The 21,883-nt window shown below is 69.2% G+C and carries 23 protein-coding genes; 13 read left to right on the top strand and 10 right to left on the bottom strand.

Annotation, left to right across the window (positions count from 1 at the left end; genetic code table 11):
• Nucleotides 1-309: an EMC6-like membrane protein gene (locus MUG95_RS10480; protein WP_247006456.1), complete on the bottom strand. Its 309-nt coding sequence runs from the start codon at nt 307-309 to the stop codon at nt 1-3.
• 150 nt (nt 310-459) lie between these two features.
• Here MUG95_RS10480 and MUG95_RS10485 point away from each other — a divergent pair, with 150 nt between their 5' ends.
• Both MUG95_RS10485 and MUG95_RS10490 read left to right on the top strand, forming a co-directional pair.
• Nucleotides 460-732: a winged helix-turn-helix domain-containing protein gene (locus tag MUG95_RS10485; RefSeq protein WP_247006459.1), complete on the top strand. Its 273-nt coding sequence runs from the start codon at nt 460-462 to the stop codon at nt 730-732.
• A 127-nt stretch (nt 733-859) separates the two neighbouring features.
• Complete coding sequence (locus tag MUG95_RS10490) at nt 860-1,594, top strand: GNAT family N-acetyltransferase (protein ID WP_247006466.1); 735 nt, start codon at nt 860-862, stop codon at nt 1,592-1,594.
• Nucleotides 1,595-1,621: 27 nt separating this feature from the next.
• Here the strand turns inward: MUG95_RS10490 and MUG95_RS10495 are convergent, their stop codons facing one another.
• Both MUG95_RS10495 and MUG95_RS10500 read right to left on the bottom strand, forming a co-directional pair.
• Complete coding sequence (locus MUG95_RS10495; protein WP_247006468.1) at nt 1,622-3,487, bottom strand: PINc/VapC family ATPase; 1,866 nt, start codon at nt 3,485-3,487, stop codon at nt 1,622-1,624.
• 69 nt (nt 3,488-3,556) lie between these two features.
• Entirely contained in the window at nt 3,557-4,570 is a 1,014-nt protein-coding gene (locus MUG95_RS10500) for a DUF368 domain-containing protein (protein ID WP_247006470.1), read from the bottom strand.
• 111 nt (nt 4,571-4,681) lie between these two features.
• On the opposite strand from MUG95_RS10500, the gene MUG95_RS10505 reads away from it, so the two are divergent.
• From MUG95_RS10505 to ubaA, 4 genes are all read left to right on the top strand, one after another.
• Nucleotides 4,682-5,773, top strand: coding sequence for a M20 family metallopeptidase (locus MUG95_RS10505; protein WP_247006477.1), 1,092 nt, complete (start codon nt 4,682-4,684; stop codon nt 5,771-5,773).
• A 45-nt stretch (nt 5,774-5,818) separates the two neighbouring features.
• Entirely contained in the window at nt 5,819-6,481 is a 663-nt protein-coding gene (locus MUG95_RS10510; RefSeq protein ID WP_247006479.1) for a hypothetical protein, read from the top strand.
• A gap of 51 nt (nt 6,482-6,532) precedes the next feature.
• A complete protein-coding gene (locus MUG95_RS10515; protein ID WP_247006481.1) occupies nt 6,533-8,032 on the top strand; it encodes a carboxypeptidase M32 in 1,500 nt (499 codons plus the stop codon).
• Nucleotides 8,033-8,102: 70 nt separating this feature from the next.
• Nucleotides 8,103-8,945 carry an SAMP-activating enzyme E1 gene (gene ubaA / locus MUG95_RS10520; RefSeq protein WP_247006483.1) on the top strand — a complete coding sequence of 281 codons (843 nt, stop codon included), beginning with the start codon at nt 8,103-8,105 and terminating at the stop codon, nt 8,943-8,945.
• Between the two features lie 29 nt (nt 8,946-8,974).
• Here ubaA and MUG95_RS10525 read toward each other — a convergent pair whose 3' ends face one another.
• Together MUG95_RS10525 and MUG95_RS10530 are read right to left on the bottom strand one after the other, a co-directional pair.
• Nucleotides 8,975-9,406, bottom strand: a complete 432-nt coding sequence (locus MUG95_RS10525) for a desampylase (RefSeq protein WP_247006485.1) — start codon at nt 9,404-9,406, stop codon at nt 8,975-8,977.
• Entirely contained in the window at nt 9,407-10,321 is a 915-nt protein-coding gene (locus MUG95_RS10530; protein ID WP_247006487.1) for a BtuF-related (seleno)protein, read from the bottom strand.
• Nucleotides 10,322-10,411: 90 nt separating this feature from the next.
• Between MUG95_RS10530 and MUG95_RS10535 the strand changes: the two genes are divergently transcribed.
• From MUG95_RS10535 to MUG95_RS10545, 3 genes are read left to right on the top strand one after another with little or no spacing between them, the layout of a single operon-like run.
• On the top strand, nt 10,412-11,023 hold the full coding sequence (locus MUG95_RS10535; RefSeq protein ID WP_247006489.1) for a DUF6663 family protein: 612 nt from the start codon (nt 10,412-10,414) through the stop codon (nt 11,021-11,023).
• A 44-nt stretch (nt 11,024-11,067) separates the two neighbouring features.
• Entirely contained in the window at nt 11,068-11,418 is a 351-nt protein-coding gene (locus MUG95_RS10540) for a DUF8159 domain-containing protein (RefSeq protein WP_247006492.1), read from the top strand.
• A 31-nt stretch (nt 11,419-11,449) separates the two neighbouring features.
• Nucleotides 11,450-11,896, top strand: a complete 447-nt coding sequence (locus MUG95_RS10545; RefSeq protein WP_247006494.1) for an acyl-CoA thioesterase — start codon at nt 11,450-11,452, stop codon at nt 11,894-11,896.
• Here MUG95_RS10545 and MUG95_RS10550 read toward each other — a convergent pair.
• Nucleotides 11,893-12,519, bottom strand: coding sequence for a hypothetical protein (locus tag MUG95_RS10550; RefSeq protein ID WP_247006497.1), 627 nt, complete (start codon nt 12,517-12,519; stop codon nt 11,893-11,895). The two genes, MUG95_RS10545 and MUG95_RS10550, sit on opposite strands and share 4 nt — an antisense overlap.
• A 74-nt stretch (nt 12,520-12,593) precedes the next feature.
• Here MUG95_RS10550 and MUG95_RS10555 point away from each other — a divergent pair, with 74 nt between their 5' ends.
• From MUG95_RS10555 to MUG95_RS10565, 3 genes are all read left to right on the top strand, one after another.
• The gene (locus MUG95_RS10555; protein ID WP_247006499.1) at nt 12,594-13,748 is read left to right on the top strand and encodes an MBL fold metallo-hydrolase; all 1,155 of its coding nucleotides are present in this window, start codon (nt 12,594-12,596) and stop codon (nt 13,746-13,748) included.
• Nucleotides 13,749-13,858: 110 nt separating this feature from the next.
• Entirely contained in the window at nt 13,859-14,623 is a 765-nt protein-coding gene (locus tag MUG95_RS10560) for an SDR family NAD(P)-dependent oxidoreductase (protein ID WP_247006501.1), read from the top strand.
• A 75-nt stretch (nt 14,624-14,698) separates the two neighbouring features.
• On the top strand, nt 14,699-15,088 hold the full coding sequence (locus MUG95_RS10565; protein ID WP_247006503.1) for a cupin domain-containing protein: 390 nt from the start codon (nt 14,699-14,701) through the stop codon (nt 15,086-15,088).
• Nucleotides 15,089-15,104: 16 nt separating this feature from the next.
• On the opposite strand, the gene MUG95_RS10570 is transcribed toward MUG95_RS10565, so the two are convergent.
• From MUG95_RS10570 to MUG95_RS10585, 4 genes are all read right to left on the bottom strand, one after another.
• Entirely contained in the window at nt 15,105-16,466 is a 1,362-nt protein-coding gene (locus tag MUG95_RS10570; protein ID WP_247006517.1) for an MFS transporter, read from the bottom strand.
• A gap of 96 nt (nt 16,467-16,562) precedes the next feature.
• Nucleotides 16,563-17,534, bottom strand: coding sequence for a sugar kinase (locus MUG95_RS10575; protein ID WP_247006519.1), 972 nt, complete (start codon nt 17,532-17,534; stop codon nt 16,563-16,565).
• A 73-nt stretch (nt 17,535-17,607) separates the two neighbouring features.
• On the bottom strand, nt 17,608-19,698 hold the full coding sequence (gene mutL, locus MUG95_RS10580; protein WP_247006545.1) for a DNA mismatch repair endonuclease MutL: 2,091 nt from the start codon (nt 19,696-19,698) through the stop codon (nt 17,608-17,610).
• A gap of 46 nt (nt 19,699-19,744) precedes the next feature.
• Nucleotides 19,745-20,947 carry an MFS transporter gene (locus MUG95_RS10585; RefSeq protein ID WP_247006547.1) on the bottom strand — a complete coding sequence of 401 codons (1,203 nt, stop codon included), beginning with the start codon at nt 20,945-20,947 and terminating at the stop codon, nt 19,745-19,747.
• Nucleotides 20,948-21,070: 123 nt separating this feature from the next.
• Between MUG95_RS10585 and MUG95_RS10590 the strand changes: the two genes are divergently transcribed.
• A complete protein-coding gene (locus MUG95_RS10590) occupies nt 21,071-21,871 on the top strand; it encodes an SDR family NAD(P)-dependent oxidoreductase (RefSeq protein ID WP_247006549.1) in 801 nt (266 codons plus the stop codon).
• Nucleotides 21,872-21,883: the final 12 nt, after the last annotated feature.

The raw sequence follows: 21,883 nt of genomic DNA on the forward strand, positions 1-21,883 counted from the left end.
TTAGAAGTTGATGGGCGTTCCGGCGGTCAGGAGGACACCCCACGAGACGAACCAGAGCGAGAACGTCATGAACGCCACGTAGAGGTAGTCTTTCGTCGAGAAGTCGTTGACGTCGATGCCTACCACCTGCAGAATCGGGAACTGGACGGCGATGGCCCCGACGACGACGTACAGGGCGGTGGTGTCGGTGGCCGACGCTGCCAGTGCCTGCGAGACGACGGCCGCCCCGATACCGGCGACACAGGCCAGCATCGTGACCGTCAGTCCACGGAGGTGCGCGGCCCGCTTGTCGGCCGTGTCCGTTGCCATACGTCCCCGTCGGCCACCCGGAGGCAAAAACCGTTCGTTGTTCAGCCGCTCCGCGCGTGGCCGACGAACACCCGAGAGAGCCGCCCTATTTACGTTCCCTTCGTGTCCGTCCATCAATCTTTATGCCGCCGGGGACCAACCGACATCATAATGGCAGAATCCGACGGCGAGACCATCGCGGACCTCCCGCCGAGCGCGAAGCTCGTCTACAAAGTGTTGGAGTACGACGGCCCGCTCACGCAGAAAGGTATCGTCGAAGAGTCGATGCTATCGGCCCGGACCGTCCGCTACGCGCTCGAACGTCTCGAGGAGGTGGGAGTCGTCGACGAGGACGTCTACTTCGCCGACGCACGCCAGAACCTCTACGAACTCGTCGTCGACGACCAGCCCGCAGACCAGACCGACACCGCCGTCTCAGACTGACCTCTTTCTCCGACAGTCGTCGACCCACGCAGTCGTTCCCCGACCGGGAGCGGCCGGTCCGCCACCCGACTGTGTGGTGTGGTACCTGTGACCAACCTATATATCGGTCGTGGCCGTAGAGACTGTTATGAACGCCGAAGAGCGTCCGACGTTCGAGTCGGCAGAGACGGAGCAGATATACCGATACGTCGAGCGACACGGGACGGCGAAGCGACACAAGTTACTCGACGTGGTGTCGCTGTCGGCCGAGGAGTTCAGGGACGCGCTCGACCGTCTCACCGCCAAAGGGTACATCGAGGAGGAGAACGGGAACTTCCGCGTCGCGCTGAACGTCGGTGCCATCGAGGAACACGAAGCCGAGGACGGAACGGCCTACGCGATTCGCCCGGCCCGTCAGCAGGACTTCGAGGGACTGGTCGAGACCATCCGGTCGGTCACCGACGAGGAGACGTACGTCGTCGCCGAGAGCGTCGCCGAGGAACTGCTCTACGAGGACACCGTGACTCGCCACAACCCAGTCGAGTCCCGCGTGTTCTTCGTCGCCGCCATCGACGACACCCTCGTCGGCTGGACCCATCTCGACCTCCCGCAACTCGACCAGTTGCGCCACACCGCCCAACAGACCGTCGGCGTCGACCCCGACCACCGCCGGCACGGCATCGGTAGTGCCCTCCTCGAACGCGGACTGGACTGGGCCGAAGCCAACGGCTACCGGAAGGCGTACAACAGTGTCCCCGTCACCAACGAACCCGCCATCCGCTTCCTCGAAGACCACGGCTGGAACACCGAGGCCATGCGCAAGGACCACTACACCATCGGCGAGAAGACCGTCGACGAACTGATGATGGCCCGCAAACTGTAAGCCTCGCTCCCAGTTCGCGGCCAGCACTCAGGAGGGGACGACGGTAATCGTCTTGCCGCGGTCGATGGCTTGCTCTAACTCTTCTGCAATTGCACTCCCACGGGAGACTTGGACTTCGCCGCCCCGCGAGACGGTGGCGGTGAACAGGTACTCGCCGTCGGCCTGCACCTCCACGGTGTCGCCCGCGTGGCCGTCCATCGGGACGATGATGTGTCGTGAAGTAACCTCCGGGGTGACGATTTCGCCGGCCTGTTGGCCGCCGCCACCGCCGCTCGAACCGCTACTCCCCTGTCCCGCACCCGAGGGGCGTTCCGAGAGGGTGCGCACGTCGATGTCGATGCCGAGGCGGTTCTCCACGTCGGAGATGCGCCCGCCGCCCTTGCCGATGACTTGGGAGATATCGTCGTCCTCGACCCAGACGACGGCGGTGTTCGGCCCGCGCAGGTCGACTTCGACGTGCCCGTGGGCGATGGACCGAATCTCGCGCTCGACCTCCTGTTTGGCGATGCGGTCGACGCCGGACTCGCTCCCGGCCCCGTCGTCCTCGTCGTTCAGCGGGACGGTCACGACCTGCCGGTTGAACGTGTAGATTTCGTACTCGGGTTCGCCCGTCTCGAAGTCCCGGATGACGATGACCGGCCGCGCGAGGTCCTCCTCCATCAACCCGTGGGGGACCTTCACTTGCGTCGTCACGTCGTACACCTTGGCTATCTCCCCGGCCTCGATGTAGACGACGGTGTCGACAATTTGGGGAATCATGCCGAGTTCGACGCGGCCGACCAGCCGCTGGAGCGCGTCGATGGCGCGGGTGGCGTGGACGACGCCGATCATCCCGACGCCCGCCAGTCGCATGTCCGCGAACACCTCGAAGTCGTCGGTCTTGCGCACCTCGTCGTAGATTGTGTAGTCCGGCCGGACCATCAGCAGGGAGTCGGCCGTCTTCTCCATCGACCCACCCAGCGCGGTGTACTGCGTGATGTCCGGGCCGACCTGCAGGTCCCGTGGTTTCTCCATCGTCTTGACCGCGAAGTCGCTCTTCGCGAGGAACTCCGCGACGGCCTGTGCGAACGTGGACTTCCCGGCCCCGGGCGACCCCGAGATGAGGACGCCGCGCTGTTGCTCCGTGAGGCGGTCACGGAGTTCGTCGGCCATCGCGTAGTCGTCTAAGTCCGTCTTGACGATGGGTCGGACGGCGGTAATCTCGAAGCCGTCCGAGAACGGCGGCCGTGCGATTGCGATGCGGTACTCCCGGAACTGCACGATGTCCATCCCGGGTTCCGAGAGTTCGATGAACCCGTCCGGGTCGGCGCGAGCACTGTTCTCTATCTCCTGTGCCCAGTCTTTGAGTTGCCCCTCGTCGGTCACGTCCTCGCGGATGACCTCGTAATGCATGTCGCCGATGGCTCCGCGCTTGGCCCGCGGCCGCTCCCCGGCCCGCAGGTGGACGCTCATCGTCTGCTCGTCGAAGAACTGCTTGATGGCGAGGTCCTCGACGGCCTCGGTCCGTGGCTCGACGTACTCGACGGTCAGCCCCTTCGCCCGGGCCACCTCGCTCTGGACGACGTCGGAGGTGAACAGCGTCGCCTCGTACTCGGCGGCGATGTCGCGTATCAGGGCGTCGATTTCGCCCTCGCCGGCGTCGCGCTTCTCGACGGCGTCGGGCCGTCGGCCCACGTATTCGAGCGTCATCTCGTCCGCGTCCGAGAGGCCGGCGAGTCGTTGGAGTTCCGACAGGCCGTCCCACCCGCTCTCGCGGCCGTCGTTGGCCTGTGCCTCCAGCTCGCCCACCACGGCCTCGGGAACGTGTATCGTCGCGCCGGCGAACTCACCGGACTCGACGTGTTCGGACACGCGGCCGTCGATGACCACGCTCGTGTCCGGTACGATGTCCATACCCCCGCTTGGAGCGGTTCCCTCATAAGGGGCGTGATGGCCTGCCCCGCCGACGTGTCACGGCCGGGGTCAGATGTCCTCGATTTCGAAGTCGGCCGCGTACCAGTCCAGCGCGAGGACGAAGACGGCCCCGAGGACTGCGACGCCGAGGAACGCGGCCACCACCTCCGCCGAGAACCCGTATCCCGGCCGCCCCCGAATCTCCGCGACCGGTGCCCGAAGCGCGCCGACGACGAGGGCGACGAGGAAGGCCAGCGTCGCCTCGCGGTTGCGGTCCAGCGCGTACCGGACCAGCCGCGACACCGTGAACAAGCCGACGAGGCCGCCGCCGACGAACGTCACGATGACCGGTCCCTGCCCGGCTATCGCGTCGGTCGACCCGTCGGTGACGAGGCCAGTCAGGCCGTCGACGAACTCCGAGAGGGCCGTCGAGAGCCGGGTGTACTGCCCCAGAATCACGAGCAGGAGTGACCCGGAGATGCCGGGGAGAATCATCGCGCTCACCGCGATGGCCCCGGCGACGAACACGACGGGGAGGTCGCCGCCGAGCACGCCGTCCGCGCTGCCCGAGAGGAGGAACGCGAACAGGAACCCGACGACTGCGGCGGCCCCCGACCCGACGGTACGGATGGAGATGGCCCGCAGGAGGACCACCGCGGAGGCTGCGATGAGGCCGAAGAAGAAGCCAAAGAGGACGACCGGGTACTGCTGGTCGGCCCAGTGGACGACTCTGGTGATGGTGACGACGGCAGTGACGATACCGCCCAGCAGGGCGAGGAGGAACCACCCGTCCACGTCGTCGAAGATGCCGACCGCCTCGCGGACCGACACGCCCCCCGAAAGCGGCGTCAGGGCGGCGAGAAAGCCGACGACGCGCTCGGGCGTGACGGCGGTGACGGCGGTGATGAGCCGCTCGTAGATACCGGCGATGAGCGCGATGGTCCCGCCGGAGACGCCGGGCACGGCGTCGGCACTCCCCATGAACAGGCCGACGAGGAAGGTACTCGCCCACTCCCGCAGCGGCGGCACCGACTCGCGGAGCGTCGGTCGACTCTCTGTCGCGTGGTCCGGCGATGACGGCATTCACCCGAGATTTCACGAACAGCGTCAAATCTCTTGGGAAACAGCGCGTGTCGGCCACCCGTCTGTCGCCGTGCCCGTGGGCTTATGCCCGACCGCTCGCACCCACAGGACATGGACGCGACCGACCTCGCCCACGACCTCGCCTCGATTCCGAGCCACGAGTCCGAGGCCGCCGTCGGCGACTTCATCGCGGACTGGCTCCGCGACCACACCGACGCGACCGTGACTCGCGACGACGCCGGGGCCGACGAGGGCCGCGGCGGCAACGTCGTTGCCCACAAAGGTAGCGGCGACCGAACGCTCGCGTTCGTCGGGCACCACGACGTGGTGCCGCCGGACGACGGACAGGTCGACGGCGACGGGTACGTCGTCGAGCGGCGTGACGGCCGCCTCCACGGCCGCGGGACGGCCGACATGAAGGGTGCCGTCGCGGCGGCGATGGTCGCGTTCGCCGAGGCGGACCCCGCGGGCGAACTCGCCTTCGCCTCGTTCGTCGGCGAGGAAGTCGGCGGCGTCGGCGCGCGTGTCGCAATCGACGACGGGTTCGCCCCCGACTACGCCATCGTGGGCGAGGGGTCGACCGGGTACTCCGCCGACGGCGTGACCGACGTGGCTATCGCCCACAAGGGGCGGCGCGGGAGCACCGTCACGGCCCGCGGCGAGGCCGCACACGCGAGCGAGGTGGACGAAGGTGAGAACGCCATCTACCGCGCCACGGACGCCGTGGCCGAGATTCGGGACCTCGAATTTCCCTCGACCAGCGTACTCGGGCACGACCTGACCGGGAGCGTCGCAGTCACGGAAATCGACGGTGGGACGGCGATGAACGTCGTGCCCGACCGCTGTGCGGTGACCGTCGACGAGCGCACCGTCCCCGGCGAACGCGCCGACGTGGGCCGCGTCGAGACCATCGACGGCGTGGCGTGGACCGCCGACCAGGACCTGCCGCCGATGCAGTGTGGGGACGAGGCCTTCGCCGACGCGGTGCTGGCCGCCGCCGACGCCGCACAGGACGGCGACCCCGAACACGTCGTCAAACCGCACGCGACGGACGCCGGATGGCTCTCACAGGCCGGCACCGACTGCGTAATCTGTGGCGTCGCCGAACCCGGCGAGGCCCACACGGCCGCGGAGTCGGCGTCGCTGTCGGTCATCGAGCGGTGCGCCGACATCTATCGCCGGGTCGCAGAGACGGTCGGATAGTCCCGTCCAGAAGACACTTGTCGCTGGTCTTGTCAGTCAGCCACGATGCCCCGCTCACGACGCGCCCTCCTCGCCGCCCTCGCCGGTGGCACCGTCGCACTCGCTGGGTGTGGCGGCCGGCCGCCCGCCGCCGACCCCGACGAGACGGCCGCTCCGACAGGGACCGACACCGCGACGACAGGAACGCCGACCGACGACGCGCCCTCGCTCGGCGACGGCCGCGGTCCGGTACGCGGCGAGGCCGACCCGGTTTCCGTCGAACGGACGGTCACCGACCCCGACTTGACGTACCTGCCCGAGCAACACGCCGTCGAGTACGTCGCCGCGTACCGGCACGTCGGGACGCCCGGCGACGGTCCGCCGACCCGGGAACCGGTGTACGAGACGATGCCCTTCGAGCGATGGGGGCGGACCGAGTGCGCGTCGGTCGCCGCCGACGTTGTCGCGGACCACCTCGACGCCCGCACCGACGGGTCACCGAGCGTCGGATTCGGCACCGCACCGGCGGGCGACGGACTTGCAGCCACGGTCAACCTGACGACCACGCTCGACCGTGACGGCGACGTGGTGTTCACGCCCGACGCGTCCTTCCACCCGACCGTCGCCGCGACGCCGCGGGCGGTGACGGCGACAGTCGTCCTGAGCGGCGAGTCTCACACCGAGACGGTCCCCGTGTGGGTTCGGGAACTCGTCCAACAGCAGGAGTGACCGGGCCGGGTAGCCCGCCAGTTATTACGCTCCCGCCCCCACCATCCGACGATGAGTGAGAACGCCACGACGGGGGACACGTACGAGCAGTTCACCGACCACGTTCGACGGATGACCAACGTCGGGAACGCCGCCGGCCTCCTCAACTGGGACCAGCAGGTGATGATGCCCGAGGGCGGGACGCCCGCCCGCTCACAGCAGACCGCCGCGCTCTCGGCGGTCCACCACGAGATGCTGACCGACGACGCCCTCTCGGACTATCTGGACGACCTGGAGGCCGCCGAACTGGACGCCGAGCAGGCGGCCACCGTCCGCGAAATCCGGCGGGAACACGAGCGCGCCACCCGCGTCCCGGGCGACCTCGTGGAGGAGATTTCCGAAACGACCTCCAACGCCCTCCCGGTCTGGGAGCAGGCCAAAGGCGAGGACGATTTCGACGCCTTCGCGCCCACGCTGGAGGAGATCCTGAACCTCAAACGCGAGTACGCCGACCACATCGACCCGGACCGCGACCCCTACGAGGTGCTGTTCGAGGAGTACGAGCCGTATCTGGACATCGACACCGCCGAGCGAATCCTCGAACGCCTGCGGGACGAACTCGTCCCGCTGATAGACGCCATCGCGGAGAGCGACCGCACCCTCGCCGACCCGTTCGACGGAACGTACGACGAGGACACACAGCGGGCACTCGTCCGCGAGGCACTGGACGAACTGGGCTACGACTGGGACCGCGGCCGCCTCGACACCGCACCCCACCCGTTCTCGATGGGCACGCAGTTCGACGCCCGGGTGACCACCCGCTTCGCCCCCGAGGACCCGCTGGACGCCCTCGGCTCGACCATCCACGAGTTCGGCCACGCCACCTACACGCTCGGCCTCCCGCAGGACCACTACGGGACGCCGCTGGGCGAGTCCCGCGACTTGACCGTCCACGAGTCACAGTCCCGGCTCTGGGAGAACCACGTCGGCCGCTCGCGGCCGTTCTGGGACTTCCTCGCCCCGCGGGTGAACGACCACCTCGGCGTCGACGCCGACCCTGCGACGCTCCACGAGGCGGCCAATCAGGTGGACCCCGCGAATCTCATTCGCGTCGAGGCCGACGAACTCACCTACCACATGCACATCATCCTCCGGTTCGAAATCGAGCGTGACCTCGTGCGCGGCGACCTCGACGTGGCCGAAGTCCCCGCCGTCTGGAACGACAAGATGGAGGAGTACCTCGGCGTCCGCCCGGACACCGACGCCGAGGGCTGTCTGCAGGACATCCACTGGACGAACGGCGCGTTCGGCTACTTCCCGACCTACTCGCTGGGGAGCGTCCTCGCGGCACAGGTGTTCGCGGCCGCCGAGGCGGACCTCGGGTCACTCGACGAGGACATCCACGCCGGCGAGTTCGGCACCCTCCACGACTGGCTGACCGAGAACGTCCACAGTCACGGCTGTCGGTACGAGACGGACGCGCTGATTCGGGAGGCCACCGGCGAGGACCTGACTGCGGACTACTTCCTCGACTACGCCACCGGGAAGTTCGGCGACCTCTACGACCTCTGAGGCCGGTCGCTCGCGTAGCGTTCGCACTCACGCCCCGGCCGCTTATTCCCGCCGGCGTCCAAGCCCGCGTATGAGCGACCTGAACCTCGACCCGACGCAACTGGACCGCTACTCCCGGCACATCATCATGGAGGACCTCGGGCCGGACGGACAGAAGGCCCTGCTCGATGCCAGCGTCCTCGTCGTCGGCGCGGGCGGTCTCGGCTCCCCCGTGATTCAGTACCTCGCGGCCGCGGGCGTCGGTCGGGTGGGCATCGCCGACGCCGACGCTGTCGAGCGGAGCAACCTCCAGCGGCAAATCGTCCACGCCGACGCCGACGTGGGCCGCCCGAAAGTCGAGAGTGCCGCCGAGTTCGTCGCCGACCTGAACCCCGACGTGACCGTCGACCCTCACGAGGTGCGGGTCACGGCCGACAACGTCGAGGCGTTCATCGCGGACTACGACTTCGTGGTCGACGCCAGCGACAACTTCGAGACGCGCTTTCTGATAAACGACGCCTGCACGCTCGCCGGACAGCCGTTCTCTCACGGTGCAATCTACCGCTTCGAGGGGCAGGTGACGACGTTCGCACAGCGTGCGGACTCGCCGTGTTACCGCTGTCTGTTCCCCGAGGCACCGCCCGCCGGGGAGATTCCCGACTGCTCGGAGGCGGGCGTGCTGGGCGTCCTCCCCGGAACCGTCGGGTGCATTCAGGCCACGGAGACGGTCAAGTGGATACTCGAAGACGCGGGTCTCGCCGACGAGAGCGAGTTGCTCGACGGCCGCCTCCTCTTCTACGACGCGATGGCGATGGACTTCGAGGAGGTTCCCATCCAACCCAACCCGGACTGCCCGGTCTGTGGCGACGACCCCGCCATCGACTCCGTCGCGGAGGTGGAGTACGTCGAGACGTGCGCCATCGGTGCGGACTGAGCCGTCGGCCGCGTCGTTCTCTCCCGCCGCTACCGTGACGCGTCCCCGCCGCCGCTGACCGCGACGGCCTCCCGCTCGAACGCCGCCCCGGTCCACCGCCACGCGCCGACGTACGGATACTCGCCGTCGAGGGAAACGATGACGTAGACGTAGCCCACCCACGTCGCCTGCTCTCTGTCCGTCTCGCTCGGTGTCGGCGGCCCGGCGGGGTGTGAGTGGTAGAACCCGACAACCTCGCGGCCCGCGTCCTCGACGGTCCGCATCAGGTCGAGTTGCTCCGCGGGGTCGAGTTCGTAGGCGGCCCGGGGGCTGTCGGCGACGTTCGTGGCTCGGAGCGCGCTGTCGACCTCGCTCTCCCCGTCCCCGTGGTCCCCGCCGAGGACGCCGCACACCTCCTCCGGTGCCCCGGTCCGTGCGTGGTCGATGACCGCGTCGTACGCCGCACGCGACAGGGCGAGCATCTACGCCGTGACCTCTGTGAGCGACCGGGCCACGTCCGACGGCGGGGACGCGAACGTGTCGGGGTGACACACCCCCGCGAGAAACTCCAGCGTCTCGACGAGTCGCGGCCCCGGGCGGTTCACGTAGTGGTGGCCGTCGAGGGCGTACACTCGCCCCTCGCGGACGGCGGTCAGGTCCGCCCACCCCTCGCGGTCGGTCAGGTCACCGATGTTCTCGATGGTCTGGTCGAGGCCGAACCCACAGGGGGCGGCGACGAGGACGTCCGGGTCGTACTCCCGAATCTCGCGCCACTCGCGGGGACGGGAGCGCGCGCCGGGGTCGGCGAGGCCGTACTCGCCGCCGGCCGTCTCGACCATCTCGGGAATCCAGTGGCCCGCGACCATCACGGGGTCCATCCAGTCCAACACGGCGACGCTCGGCCGTTCGCTCACGTGTGCCGTGGCCGTGCGCTCGACGGCCGCGACGCGCTCCCGGAGGTCGGCGACCAGTTCCCGCGCTCGCTCGCTCCGCCCCGTCGCGTCGCCGAGACGCTGGATGTCCGTGAACACGTCGTCGAGACTGTGCGGGTCCGTCGTCAGCACGGCGGCGTCGAGTCCGAGTTCGTCGACTGCCTCCCGGACGAGTACCTCGTCGACGGCACACACGTCACAGATGCCCTGCGAGACGACGAGGTCCGGGTCGAGCGTCGCCAGCGTCTCGCGGTCGATTGCGTACACGCCGCCGTCGTCTTCGGCTGTCGCGACCTGTTCGTTTATCTCTGAACTGCTCGCCTCCGGGTCGACTCGCGAGCGATTGACCGTCGGCTTCTCGGTCGCTTCGGGCGGGTAGTCACACTCGTGGGAGACGCCGACGGGGTCGAGTCCCAGCGCGTAGACGATTTCGGTGGCCGAGGGGAGGAGCGAGACGACGTTCATACTCGGTCTTGTGCCCGGACGGGCAAAAACCCCGCCGCGGGGCCGTCGCCTATCGGCGGTGCTTTAGGCCGTGACCGTCTACCCCGGCGTATGACGAGGACGGAATCCGGCACGTACCGCGTCTTCGAGAGCGACCGGGGGGAGAGCATCCGCCTCGTCGAACGCGGCACCGAGGACCCGATTACCGTGCGGGCCGACGGCTACGACGACGCGCTCCAATCGACAGTCGACGGCTTACGGCCGGGCTATCTCGTCGCCGCGACGCTCGACTGGGCCGAGGACGACGGCCCCGCGTTCGCCGACCTGTCGGTCGAACGGGAGACGCTGTTCGTCTTCGTGGACGGCACGCCGGACATCTTCGACCAGGCCGAGCGCACCTTCCAGCAGAGCACTCGTGACCGGGAACCAATCGCCTCGGACGTGACCTACGGGACGGACGGCGAGGCCAACGGCGTCGTCTACACGGTGGCGAAACAGCGCGGCGAACGGGACGTGTTCGACTCGTTCAGAACGGGTCGGATGACCATCGAGCCGATGCTGGACAAACTCGAAGACGGCGGTGCCGAACCGCCGTACGAGGTGTTCGTCATCCGTCCCGAGACCCATCCGTTCGTCGCGCTCTACTTTACCCTCCAGAAGGACGGCCTGCTGGCGAACACGCTCAGAGACGAGTACGACCGCCCGCGGCCGTCGGGTGCCTGACTGTCCGCCCGAAGGCACAAGCCGTTCGTTTCCGTACGTAGCGTATGGCCGCGCCGGAGGACATCGACGACCGCATCGAGAACCGCCTCCTGAGCCACGGCATCTACGTCACCGGACTGACCCACGGCGAGGAGACGCTGGTGGTCACCTACGAGACGGTCCACGCCACCGACGGCGTCCCACACCGCGACATCGGCCGGGTACTCAACCTCCTGCGTGACCTGCGCGAGGAGGGGTGGGACCCGGTCGACGTGGACGGCACCGTCACTGATTTGGACGGTGACCGACTCGGGACGTGGCACGCAGACGCCGAGTGGTTCCACGAACTCGCGACGGGTGAGGTGACCGAGACGGAGTTCTCACAGCGCGTCCTCGGCACCATCGAGGAGGCGTAAGAGGTAACTTCGCGGCCGCACCTCCCACGCTATGGACCTCCCCACCATCTGGGAGAACCGCGTCCGGTTCGAGGAGACGGACCGGCAGGGCGTCGTCTTCTACGCCAACTACGTCACCTTTCAGGACGAGACGGTCTCGCAGTTCTTCCGCGAAATCGGGTACAGCTACGCGGACATCGAAGCCGCCGGCTGGGACATCCACGTGGTGAACGTCGACATCGACTACCGCGGGCAGGCGGGGTTCGGCGACGAGTTGACCCACGGCCTGCGCGTGGCGACTGTCGGCGAGTCGAGCATGACCTCCGAGTACGTCGCCCGCCGGACGGACGACGGCGTGTTGCTCGCCGAGGGGACCGTCACCCACGTCGCCGTCGACGCCGACACCGAGGAGCCGACGCGGATTCCCGACGAGTTCCGCGCGGCCGTCGCCGCGTTCCAAGACGACCCGCCCGAGGGTGCCGAGAGCGGCGAGCGTTAACAGACGGGCTTGGGGTCGACACCCATTGCTTCGAGACGGGACACGTAGATGCCGTAGGCGGCGTCGACCACGTCGCAGGCGGTGTCGAGTGCCCGCTCCCAGTCGCCGTCGTCGGCACAGAGGGATTCGAGCGTCGCCGCGCCGTCGTCGGCGCGGTTGCTGGCCGCACTCCGCTGGTCCCGCAGGAGGCCCGCTCGCCGCTCGTCGGCCTCGTTGACGAAGAAGTTCACCGCCTGCAGGAGCGTCCGCTGGGCGACGACGGCCTGCCCGACCAGCGCGGCGACCCGTTCCACGTCGTCGGCGACGGCCACGTCGGCGGCGGGGAACGTCTCGGCGGGGGGGACTGTCTCGTCGTCGAGTTCGGCGACAACCGCCTCGGCGCGGTTCGCCGCCGCGGCGGCCACGCGCTCGAACAGGTCCCGTGCCGCCGTGTTCTCGGCCATCTCCGCCCACTCCGTCGTCGTCTCGTGGAGTGCCTGCTCCGTCGCGGCGACCACGCGCAGGACGACGGCCGTTTCGAGCGTCGCGTCGGTGGCCGCGATGAGTGCCTTGTCCGACCCGAGGCGTTCGATTGCGGTGTACTCCTCGTCGCTCACGCTGTCGAGAAACGTTTCGGCGTCCATGTCGGCTCTACCACCGGCCCGCTCATAGTTCTCCCGCCGGGTCGTTTATTCGCCGGGCGGCCGTACCGGCGTGCATGACCGACTCCGACGCCTTGACTCCGGCGGCACTCGCGGACCGCATCGACGCCGGCGAGGCCGTCCGACTGCTCGACGTGCGCAACCGCGACGAGTTCGAGGAGTGGCACATCGACGGCCCCGGCGTCACTGCGACGCAGATTCCAAACAGCAAGTGGATACAGGCGGAGGTCACTGACGGCGTGGCTGACCTCGCGGCCGGCATCGACGGCGACGGTCCCATCACCGTCGTCTGTGGCCGCGGTGAGGCGAGCGACCACGTGGCCGAACTCCTTCGGGACGTGGGTATCGACGCCCGCAACCTCGCAGAGGGAATGCGCGGGTGGGCACGGGTGTATCAGGCGACCGAAATCTCGACCGACCCGACGGTCCTACAGTACCGCCGCCCAGCGAGTGGTTGTCTCTCCTACGCAGTCGTCGCCAGCGGCGAGGCGGCCGTCGTGGACCCGCTCCGTGCGTTCACCGACCGCTACGTTTCGGATGCGGCAGAACGGGGGGCCGACATAACCACAGTCTTCGACACGCACGTCCACGCCGACCACGTCAGCGGCCTGCGGGAACTGGCCGACGAGACGGGGGCCGCCCGCCTCATGCCGCGACTGTCGGCCGAACGCGGTGCCGACTACGACGTGACGACGGTCATCGACGGCGAGGAACTGACCGTCGGGGACGCGACGCTCCGGTTCGTCCACCTCCCGGGGCACACCACGGGCATGACCGCTGTCGCCGTCGGCGACGTGTTGCTCTCCGGCGACAGCCTGTTCACCGAGAGCGTCGCTCGGCCGGACCTCCAGCGCGGTGACGGGGGCGCGGAGGCACTCGCGGCGCGACTCCACGAGTCACTGACCGACCGCCTCGCCGAGTTCCCGGACGACACGCTCGTCGCCCCCGGACACTACAGCGACGCGGCGACGGCCGCTCCGGACGGCAGCCACACCGCCACGCTGGGCGAGTTGCGCGAGCGGCTCCCCGTCTTCGAGATGGACCGTAGCGAGTTCGTCGCCCGCGTCGTCCGCGACATGCCGCCCCAGCCAGCGAACTACGAGCGCGTCGTCGCCACGAACCTCGGCCTCGAAGCCGCGGCCGACGACGAGGCCTTCGAGATGGAACTCGGCCCGAACAACTGCGCGGCGACGCCCGCGCTCGACGACTGAGGGCGTTTCAACTGGTAGCGTCTCGGCGTGAAATACTTACTCTGTAAACTGGATGGCGAGCTTTCACACCAACTGGTAGTTTTATTGGCGCGGCGGCTGTGGGTGGGGCCATGCGACTCGAAGACGACACCGTGTTCGTGACGGGTGCAGGGTCAGGAATCGGCCGCGCGGCGGCGAAACGCTGTGCCAGCGAAGGGGCGTACGTCGTCGTCACCGACGTGGACGAGGACGGCGGCGAGGAGACCGTCGCTCACATCGAGGACGCGGACGCGGGCGGTGCGGAGTTCCGGAAACTCGACGTGACCGACGGCGACGCCTTCGACGAGGTGGTACTGGACGTGGCCGAGGACCACGGCCTCGACGTGATGGTCAACAACGCCGGCGTCGGCCACCCGCCCGAGAGCATGGAGGACGTGGCCGACAGCATGTTCGAGTTCGTCCTCGACGTGAACGTCAAGGGCGTCTGGAACGGCTGTGGCGCGGCCCTCCCGGTGCTGAAAGAGCAGGGTCACGGTGCTATCGTCAACGTGGGGTCACTGGCGTCGATTCTCGGCCTCCCGAAGCAGGCGGCATACTCCCTGTCGAAGGGTGCGGTCCTGAACTTCACGCGCGCCATCGCGGCCGAGGCCGGCCCCTACGGCGTCCGGGCCAACACCGTCTGTCCGGGCTTCACCGACACGCCGCTGGCCGAGAAGTTCTTCGCCGGGCAGGACGACCCGGCGGCCGCCCGCGAGAAGATGGAAGCGGAGTACCCGCTGAAACGCCTCGGCGAACCCGAGGAGATAGCCGACGCCATCCTCTTTCTGGCCTCAGACGAGGCGTCGTGGATTACCGGCCACGGCCTCGTCGTCGACGGCGGGTTCTCCACGAGCTGAGGCTGCTCGCGGCGACAGGTTCGCCGCCGCCCCGACGGGGCAAAGATTGAGGCACCCGGCCGTCCGAGACGTGGCATGGGTTACCACCTCATCGACCCCGCCGAACTGGACCAGTGGGACGACCGGCCGGTCGACGTGCGGTCGGTCAGCGACGCGGCCGACCTGCCGTATCAGGACGCGAAACTCGGCCTCCGGGTGTACGAGGCCGACCCCGGCGAGCAACTCCCGCTGAAGTACCACTCCCACGACGAACAGGTCGAGGCGTTCTACGTCCTCGACGGCACGCTCCACGTCGAGACGCCCGCGGAGACGTTCACCGTCGAGACGGACCACGTCTTCGTGGTCGAACCCGGCAACCCACAGCGGGCACACAACCCCGAGGACGCCACCGAATCGGTCCGCGTCCTCGCTATCGGCGCGCCGTCGGTGGACGACGCCCGGCCCTACGACCCGGACGAGACGTGAGAGGACGACACGCCGCTCACTGGGAGGCCTCGAACTCCGCGCCGAAGACGAGGAAGACGGCCACGCCGGCCACGCCGACGGCCGAGGCCACGCCGAAGGCCAGCTCCGGCGAGTAGGCGTCGTAGAGCCACCCACCGAGCAACGCGCTCGGGACGACGAGCGTGTTGCGCAGGAGATAGTAGGCACCGGTCACCCGCCCGCCAGCACCCTGCTCGGCGGGGCCGACGACGAGTGCCTTGTGGGCCGGCAGGCCGGCGAAGCGAAGCCCCGAGAACGCGAACAGCAGGCCGACTACCAGCGGGTCCGCGGGGGCCGAAATCAGGAGGACGGGGAAGACGGCGTAGACGGCGAACCCGAGGGCGACGACGGGCTTGAGACCGACGCGCTCCGCGAGTTTCGCCACCGGGACCATGCTCAGGAGTGCGACGGCCATCTCCACAGCCAACAGGACGCCGAACAGCGCGTCCGGGGAGAGGTAGCCCACGACGGGCAGGGTGGCCTCGACGGCCAGAAACTCCGTGACCACGATGACGAAGAAGACGTACACCATCCCGTTGGCGAAGCGAACGAGCGTGTCGCCCACCAGCAGCGGCGGGAGTTCCGGCGGCATCGCACGGAGGTCCGCGACCACCCCGGCGACGCCGCCGGCGGACTTGCCCACGGTGTCCTCGCTGGCGTCGTAGAGGGCGTGCTGGGCGACGGTGCCGACCAGCCCCGCGACGGCGGCGACGACCAACACCACCCGGAACCCGGCGTCGAACCCGAACACGGCGATGAGACCGGCCGCCAGCAGGGGACCGAGCAGGAACGCCAGCCGCCGGACCGTCTCCGTGCTGGCGAACCCGGTTGCGAGCCGTTCGGGGGGCACGCTCTGTTTCACGACGGCGAACGTCGCCCCGAGGCCGAAGGACTTCCACGCCTGCGCCAGAAAGAGGCCGAGGAAGACGCCGACGGGGAGGACCACCGTCTCGACGTTCACCAGCGGGAGCGGGGGGAGCGTGACCGTCACAGTCCCGAACAGCGGCGCGGCGACCCAGACGAGAAAGCCCACCGTGGAGGCGAGGCCGAACAGGGTGAGCGCGTACCGCGACCCGACGCGGTCCGAGAGCGCGCCGCCGGGATAGGGGTACACGGCACTGATGAGGTTCCCCACACTCCCGTACAGCCCGATTGCCACGCCCCCTGCCCCGAGGACGCTCATGTACCGTGGGAGGTACCGTCCGGTCATCTGGAAGCCGAGGCTGAACGCGAACATCGCCAGCGAGAGGACGAACACGTCACGCTCCAACGCGAGGAACTGCCGAACCGTCGCGCGGACACTCGGGTCTCCCTCCCGTCCCGCGCCCTCGTCGGACGCCGCCCCGCTCGCGTCTGCCATGTGTCCGCTACCGGCCGACTCGTGTTAAATCGGGGTTCCGACTGCTCCGTACGTGACCGTTCCGCTCCGGAGCGGAACGGTCGGCTCGGGAGGCCGCTACCGGATTCCGCTGCGCCCGCCGCCTCCCGACCCGCCGTCCATCGTCTCGACGACGCGTTCCACCTCGTCGGGGTTGACCGCCGGAACCGGACCGGGAATCGTCCGGCTGAGTGCCGCCGCCGCGACGCCGTGGGTCAGCGCGTCCGACACCGACTCGCCCGCGACGCGCCGCCCGAGGTACGCGCCGGTGAACGCCGCGTGCTGGCCGCTCGTCTCCACTGGCTCCGTCTCGACGGCGTCCCTGTCGTGAATCGTCTCGTCGTGCCAGACCAGCGCGCCCCGGTCGCCCTGCGTGATGACGACTGTCTGGAAGTCGTACTCGGAGCCGATTTGGTGGGCGATTTCCGGGGGGCGGCCGGACACCTGCAGGACCGTCTCGGCCTGCTCCTCGTTGACGACGAGGATATCGACGGCCGGGAACATCTCCGTCAGCGTCTCGCGTGCCGCTTCGGCCGACCAGAGGTCCGGTCGGTGGTCGACGCCGAGGACGGCCGCGCCGCTCGCTGCTCGGAGCGCGGCGAGTGCCGTCTCCGCGACGGCGTCACCCAGCGCGATGCTCTCGCCGCTGACGAAGACGGCTCCGGCCTCCTGTATCGCGTCCATCGGGAGGTGACTCGGTTCGACCGACTCGATGGCGGTGCCGCGCCGGTCGTCGAGGACGAGGTTCCCGCGCGGTTCGTTCCCGCGCTCGAAGAAGGTCAGCCCCTGTCGGCTCTCGTCGGCGTCGGTCCACGTCAGGTCCGTCGTGACACCGTGCCCACGCAGTTCGGACACCGCCCGCCGCCCCAGCGGCGTGTCCGCGAGCGTCGAGGTCCACGTCGTCTCGGTCCCGAGTCGACTCGCCGTCACGGCGACGTTGCTCGCCGCCCCCGAGGCCCACACGTCGAGTTCGTCCGTCGTCTCCAACCGTCCGTCCCCCGGCGGCGATAGTCTGAGAGCCGTCTCCCCGAATGTCACCAGTTCTGTCATGTCCGCTCAATGGAAGCCGGGGGGCTTAGTTCGTGGGGATAACTCGCACGCGGTGCTGGACTGCGGTTGCCCGTCAGTCCCGCCTGCCGCCGTGCCCGGGGTAGTCCCGCTCGAACCGTGCCGCCAGTTCGTCGCGGTCCAGTTCCACGACGACCGGCCGCCCGTGCGGGCAGGCCCACGGGTTCTCACAGTCGTCGAGTGCCCGCAGGAGGTCACCAATCGACCCCTCGGTCAGCGACGTGTTCCCCGTTATCGACGGGTAGCAGGCCATGTCCGCCAGCAGGTCGTCGGCCGCCGCCTCCACCGTCTCCGCGGCCGCCGACTCGCCGGTGACGAACGCCGACAACACCTCCCGGAGCAGGGACGGGTCCGCCGCCTCGGCCACGAGGTCCGGCACCGTCCGCACCGCCACGGTCCGCTCGTCGGTCAGGTCCACGCGAAAACCCAGCCGCGCCAGCGCGTCCTCGTACTCGGCGACCAGCGCGGCCTCCCGTGCCGTCAGCGAGAGTGTCACCGGGTCGGCCAGCACCTGCGTGTCCGTCCCGCCCGCGAGTCGCTCGCGCAACCGCTCGTAGTTGACCCGCTCGTCGGCCGCGTGCTGGTCCACCAACACGAGGCCGTCCGCGGTTTCGGCGACGACGTACGTCCCGTCGAACTGCCCGAGGACTCGCATCGACGGCAGGCGGTCGAACGCCTCCCGCTCGGCACCGACCGCCTCGTCGTCACCGAGTCGTGCCTGCTCCGTGCCCGGGCGAAACCGGCGGTGATGGTCACTGTCTGCGTCCGCATCCGCACGCTGTGACACCGAGGTGTCCTCCGTACGCTGTGGCTCTGGGGCGTCGTCCGCACGCGACCCGCCGCCTGCCGACGTGTCCGCGGTGGTCGGTGTCTCCCGCGGTTCGTCGCTGTCCTCGTCCGTCGCTGGGGTCGGGTCCGCGTCCGCTCGGGTACGGATGTCTCCCGGCCCGATGGCCTCGCCCGAACGCGTGGGCGGGTCGTCCTGCGTTTCCGAACCACGTTCGTCGTTGTCCGCGACAGTTTCACTCGTTGCCCGACCCTCGTCGTCCGGCCCGTCCCGTTCCGGGCTGATTTCGGTCTGGTCGGGGGCCGACTGCCCCCGCGGGGCAGACGAGCGGAGGATACCCGCCTCGAGGAGGGCCGTCTCGACTGCACTGCGGACCTGCTTGCGGACACCCTCCTCGTCCGCGAACCGCACCTCCGTCTTGCGTGGGTGGACGTTCACGTCCACGGTCCCCGGCGGCACCGACAGGAACAGGACCGTGAAGGGGTAGCGGTCGGGTGCCAGTTGCGTCCCGTAGGCTTCGACCACGGCGTCCCTGACCGCCGTCGAGCGGACGTACCGCCCGTCGACGTAGGTGGCGACGTACTCCCCGCTCGCCCGGTTGGTCTCGGGGTGGCTGACAAGCCCCGACACGTCCGTGAGCGGGGCGTCCTCGGCTCCCCCGTCCGGCCCGTCGACGGGGACCATCGCGCTCGCCACCTCGCGGCCGTACACCGACATGACCGCGCTCTGGAGGTCGCCGTCGCCCGTCGTGGCGAACGTCTCGCGCCCGTCGTGGTCGAGGCTGACGCGGACGTCCGGGTTCGCCAACGCGTAGCCCGTGACGACAGTGTTGACGTGTGCGAACTCCGTCCCGTCCTGTTTCAGGTACTTCCGGCGGGCCGGGACGTTGAAGAAGAGGTCCGCTATCTCGACCGTGGTCCCCTCCGGACAGCCCGTGGGTTCGACCGTCGTCACCTCGCCGCCCTCGACGCGGAGACGCGTGCCCCGGGTACCGCCGTGAGGTCGGGTCTCGATGGTCAGCCGCGAGACGGCACCGATGGCGTGGAGGGCCTCGCCGCGGAAGCCCAGCGTCCCGACGCCGGATTCGAGGTCGTCGATGTCGCGTATCTTCGAGGTGGTGTGTTCCCGGACGGCGGCCCGGACCTCTGACTCGGACATGCCGACGCCGTCGTCGGTCACGCGAATCCCGTCTTTCCCGCCGGACTCGACGGCTACCTCGACGCGGGTGGCGTCGGCGTCGATGCTGTTCTCGACCAACTCCTTCACCGCGGAGGCGGGGCGTTCGACCACCTCTCCGGCCGCGATGCGCTCGACCGTCGCCGCATCGAGTTCCCGTATCGCGCCCGACTCCTCGCTCATACTGTCTCACTGCGCCGTCGCTCACTTGAGTATGCCGCCCGCGCCGTCACCGTCGCATCCCGACCCCCGCGAACGCGGCCACGATGCCACCGCAGGCAAGCACCGCGAGGCCGGGGACGTACGACCCCGTGAGGTCGTGGAGGACGCCGACGGTCACGGGTCCGAGGAAACCACCGACCTCCCCGACGGCGAACACGAGACCGACCGCCGCGCCGGTCAGCCCCGGCCCGATACCCTCCAGTTCGGGTGGAATCGCCCGCACCAGCGGCGAGAGACCGCCGACGCCCAACCCCGCGCCGACGATGCCCGCCGCGGCGAGCAGCGTCGCGCCACCCGTGACGACGCCGACGACGCCCGCGAACGCGACGAGTCCGCAGGCCGTGATGGCCAGCCGTCGGGCGTCGAAGCGGTCGGCGAGTGCTGGAATCGCGAGGATGCCGACGACGTTCGCGCCGACCAGCAACGTCGTGGTCTGGCCCGCCCGCCCCGGCGAGAGCCCGCGTGCTTCCAGTATCGTCGGGAGCCACCCCTGTAGCCCGTGGATGACCAGCAGGTAGGTCACACCGACGAGGACTACCAGCCTGAGTTCGCGGTGGGCCAGTACCGCCCGCGCGTCCGCCGTGATGGACCCCGGCGTGAAGGCCGCGTCGTCCTCGGTTTCCCGGCCGGTCAGGCCCGCGAGGCGGGCGAGTGCCAGCCAGACGACGGCGTAGCCCACGGCGACGACGCCGCTCCAGAGAAACAGCGGCCGCCACCCGCCGAGTGCCGGGCCGAGGACGGGGCGGCCGAGGCCGAACGCCGCCGCCGTCCCCGCCGAGGACCCGACGAGGTACAGCGAGGAGGGCAGTCCCGTCTCCTCGGGCGGGAAGAGGACGGCGACGAGTTTCGGCAGGCCGAACGTGATGGCCGTCGCGCCGACGCCGATGCCGACGGTGGCCGCGAGCAGGGTCGGGAACCCACCGGCGACGCTTCGAGCGATTTGGGCGACGCCGAAGACGACCAACCCGGTGGCGAGGCTCCGGGCCGGCCCGATGCGGTCCACCGCCAGCCCCGAGAACAGCGCGAGCGGGATGTAGGTCAGCGGCACCGCGCCGGCGAGCAGGCCCGCCTCCGTGCCGGTGAGTCCCACCTCCTCGATGATTGTCGAGAGGTACGCCGGAAGCGTGAACCAGACGAACAACAGACAGGTGTAGCTGAACGCTCCGGCGACGACCAACCCGTACGCGCGCCGCCGCGCCTCGCTCGTCATCGCTTCCGTCGTCCGCACACGTGGGCAAAAGCCCTTGCGACACGCCGACGCGGGTGTTGCCGAGCGAACACGTCCCCTGTCTCACCGGTAGAGTGATGGGCCTTCCGGCCGGTGGATGCGTCCATGCACGAAGCGGACTTCGACGTGGCTGGTGAGACGGCAATCGTGACCGGCGCGAGTCAGGGCATCGGGCGCGCTATCGCGGAGACGCTGGCGGCGGGCGGCGCGAACGTCGCCATCTGTTCGCGGGCACAGGAACGGGTCGACCCCGTGGCCGAGGCAATCAACGAGGCCGCCGAAGGCCAGTGTCTCGCCGTCGAGTGTAACGTCCGCGAACGCGAGGCCGTCGAGGCGTTCGTCGAGGCCACCGTCGAGGAGTTCGGCGGACTCGACATCCTCGTGAACAACGCGGGCGGGGAGTTCGTCGCCCCCTTCGAGGACATTTCTCCCAACGGCTTCGAGACCATCGTCGACCTGAACCTGATGGGGACGGTCCACGGGATGCAGGTCGCCGGTGAGGCGATGCGCGAGGACGGCGGCGGCCGCATCGTCAACATGGCGAGTGTCAACGGCCAGCACGCCGCGCCCGGGGAGAGCCACTACGGCGCGGCCAAGGCCGCCATCATCCGCCTGACGGAGACGGTGGCGACGGAGTGGGCCGAGGATGGGGTCCGTGTCAACTGTGTCGCGCCCGGCCTCATCCAGACGCCGGGCGTCGCGGAGACGCTCGGCATCTCCAGCGAGGACATGCCCCCGCGCGAGCAGGTCGACCGCCGCATCGGGTACGGCGAGGACATCGCCGACGTGGTGCAGTTTCTGGTCTCGCCCGCCGCCGCGTTCATGACCGGCGAGACGGTGACGGTCAAGGGCGTCCCCCGGCCGGGCAACTCGATGTCGAACACCTCCGAGTTGGGCCTGCAGTAATCACGCCAGTGT

It is taken from the genome of Halorientalis litorea (assembly GCF_023028225.1).
In the GTDB taxonomy this organism is placed as follows: Archaea; Halobacteriota; Halobacteria; order Halobacteriales; family Haloarculaceae; genus Halorientalis; species Halorientalis litorea.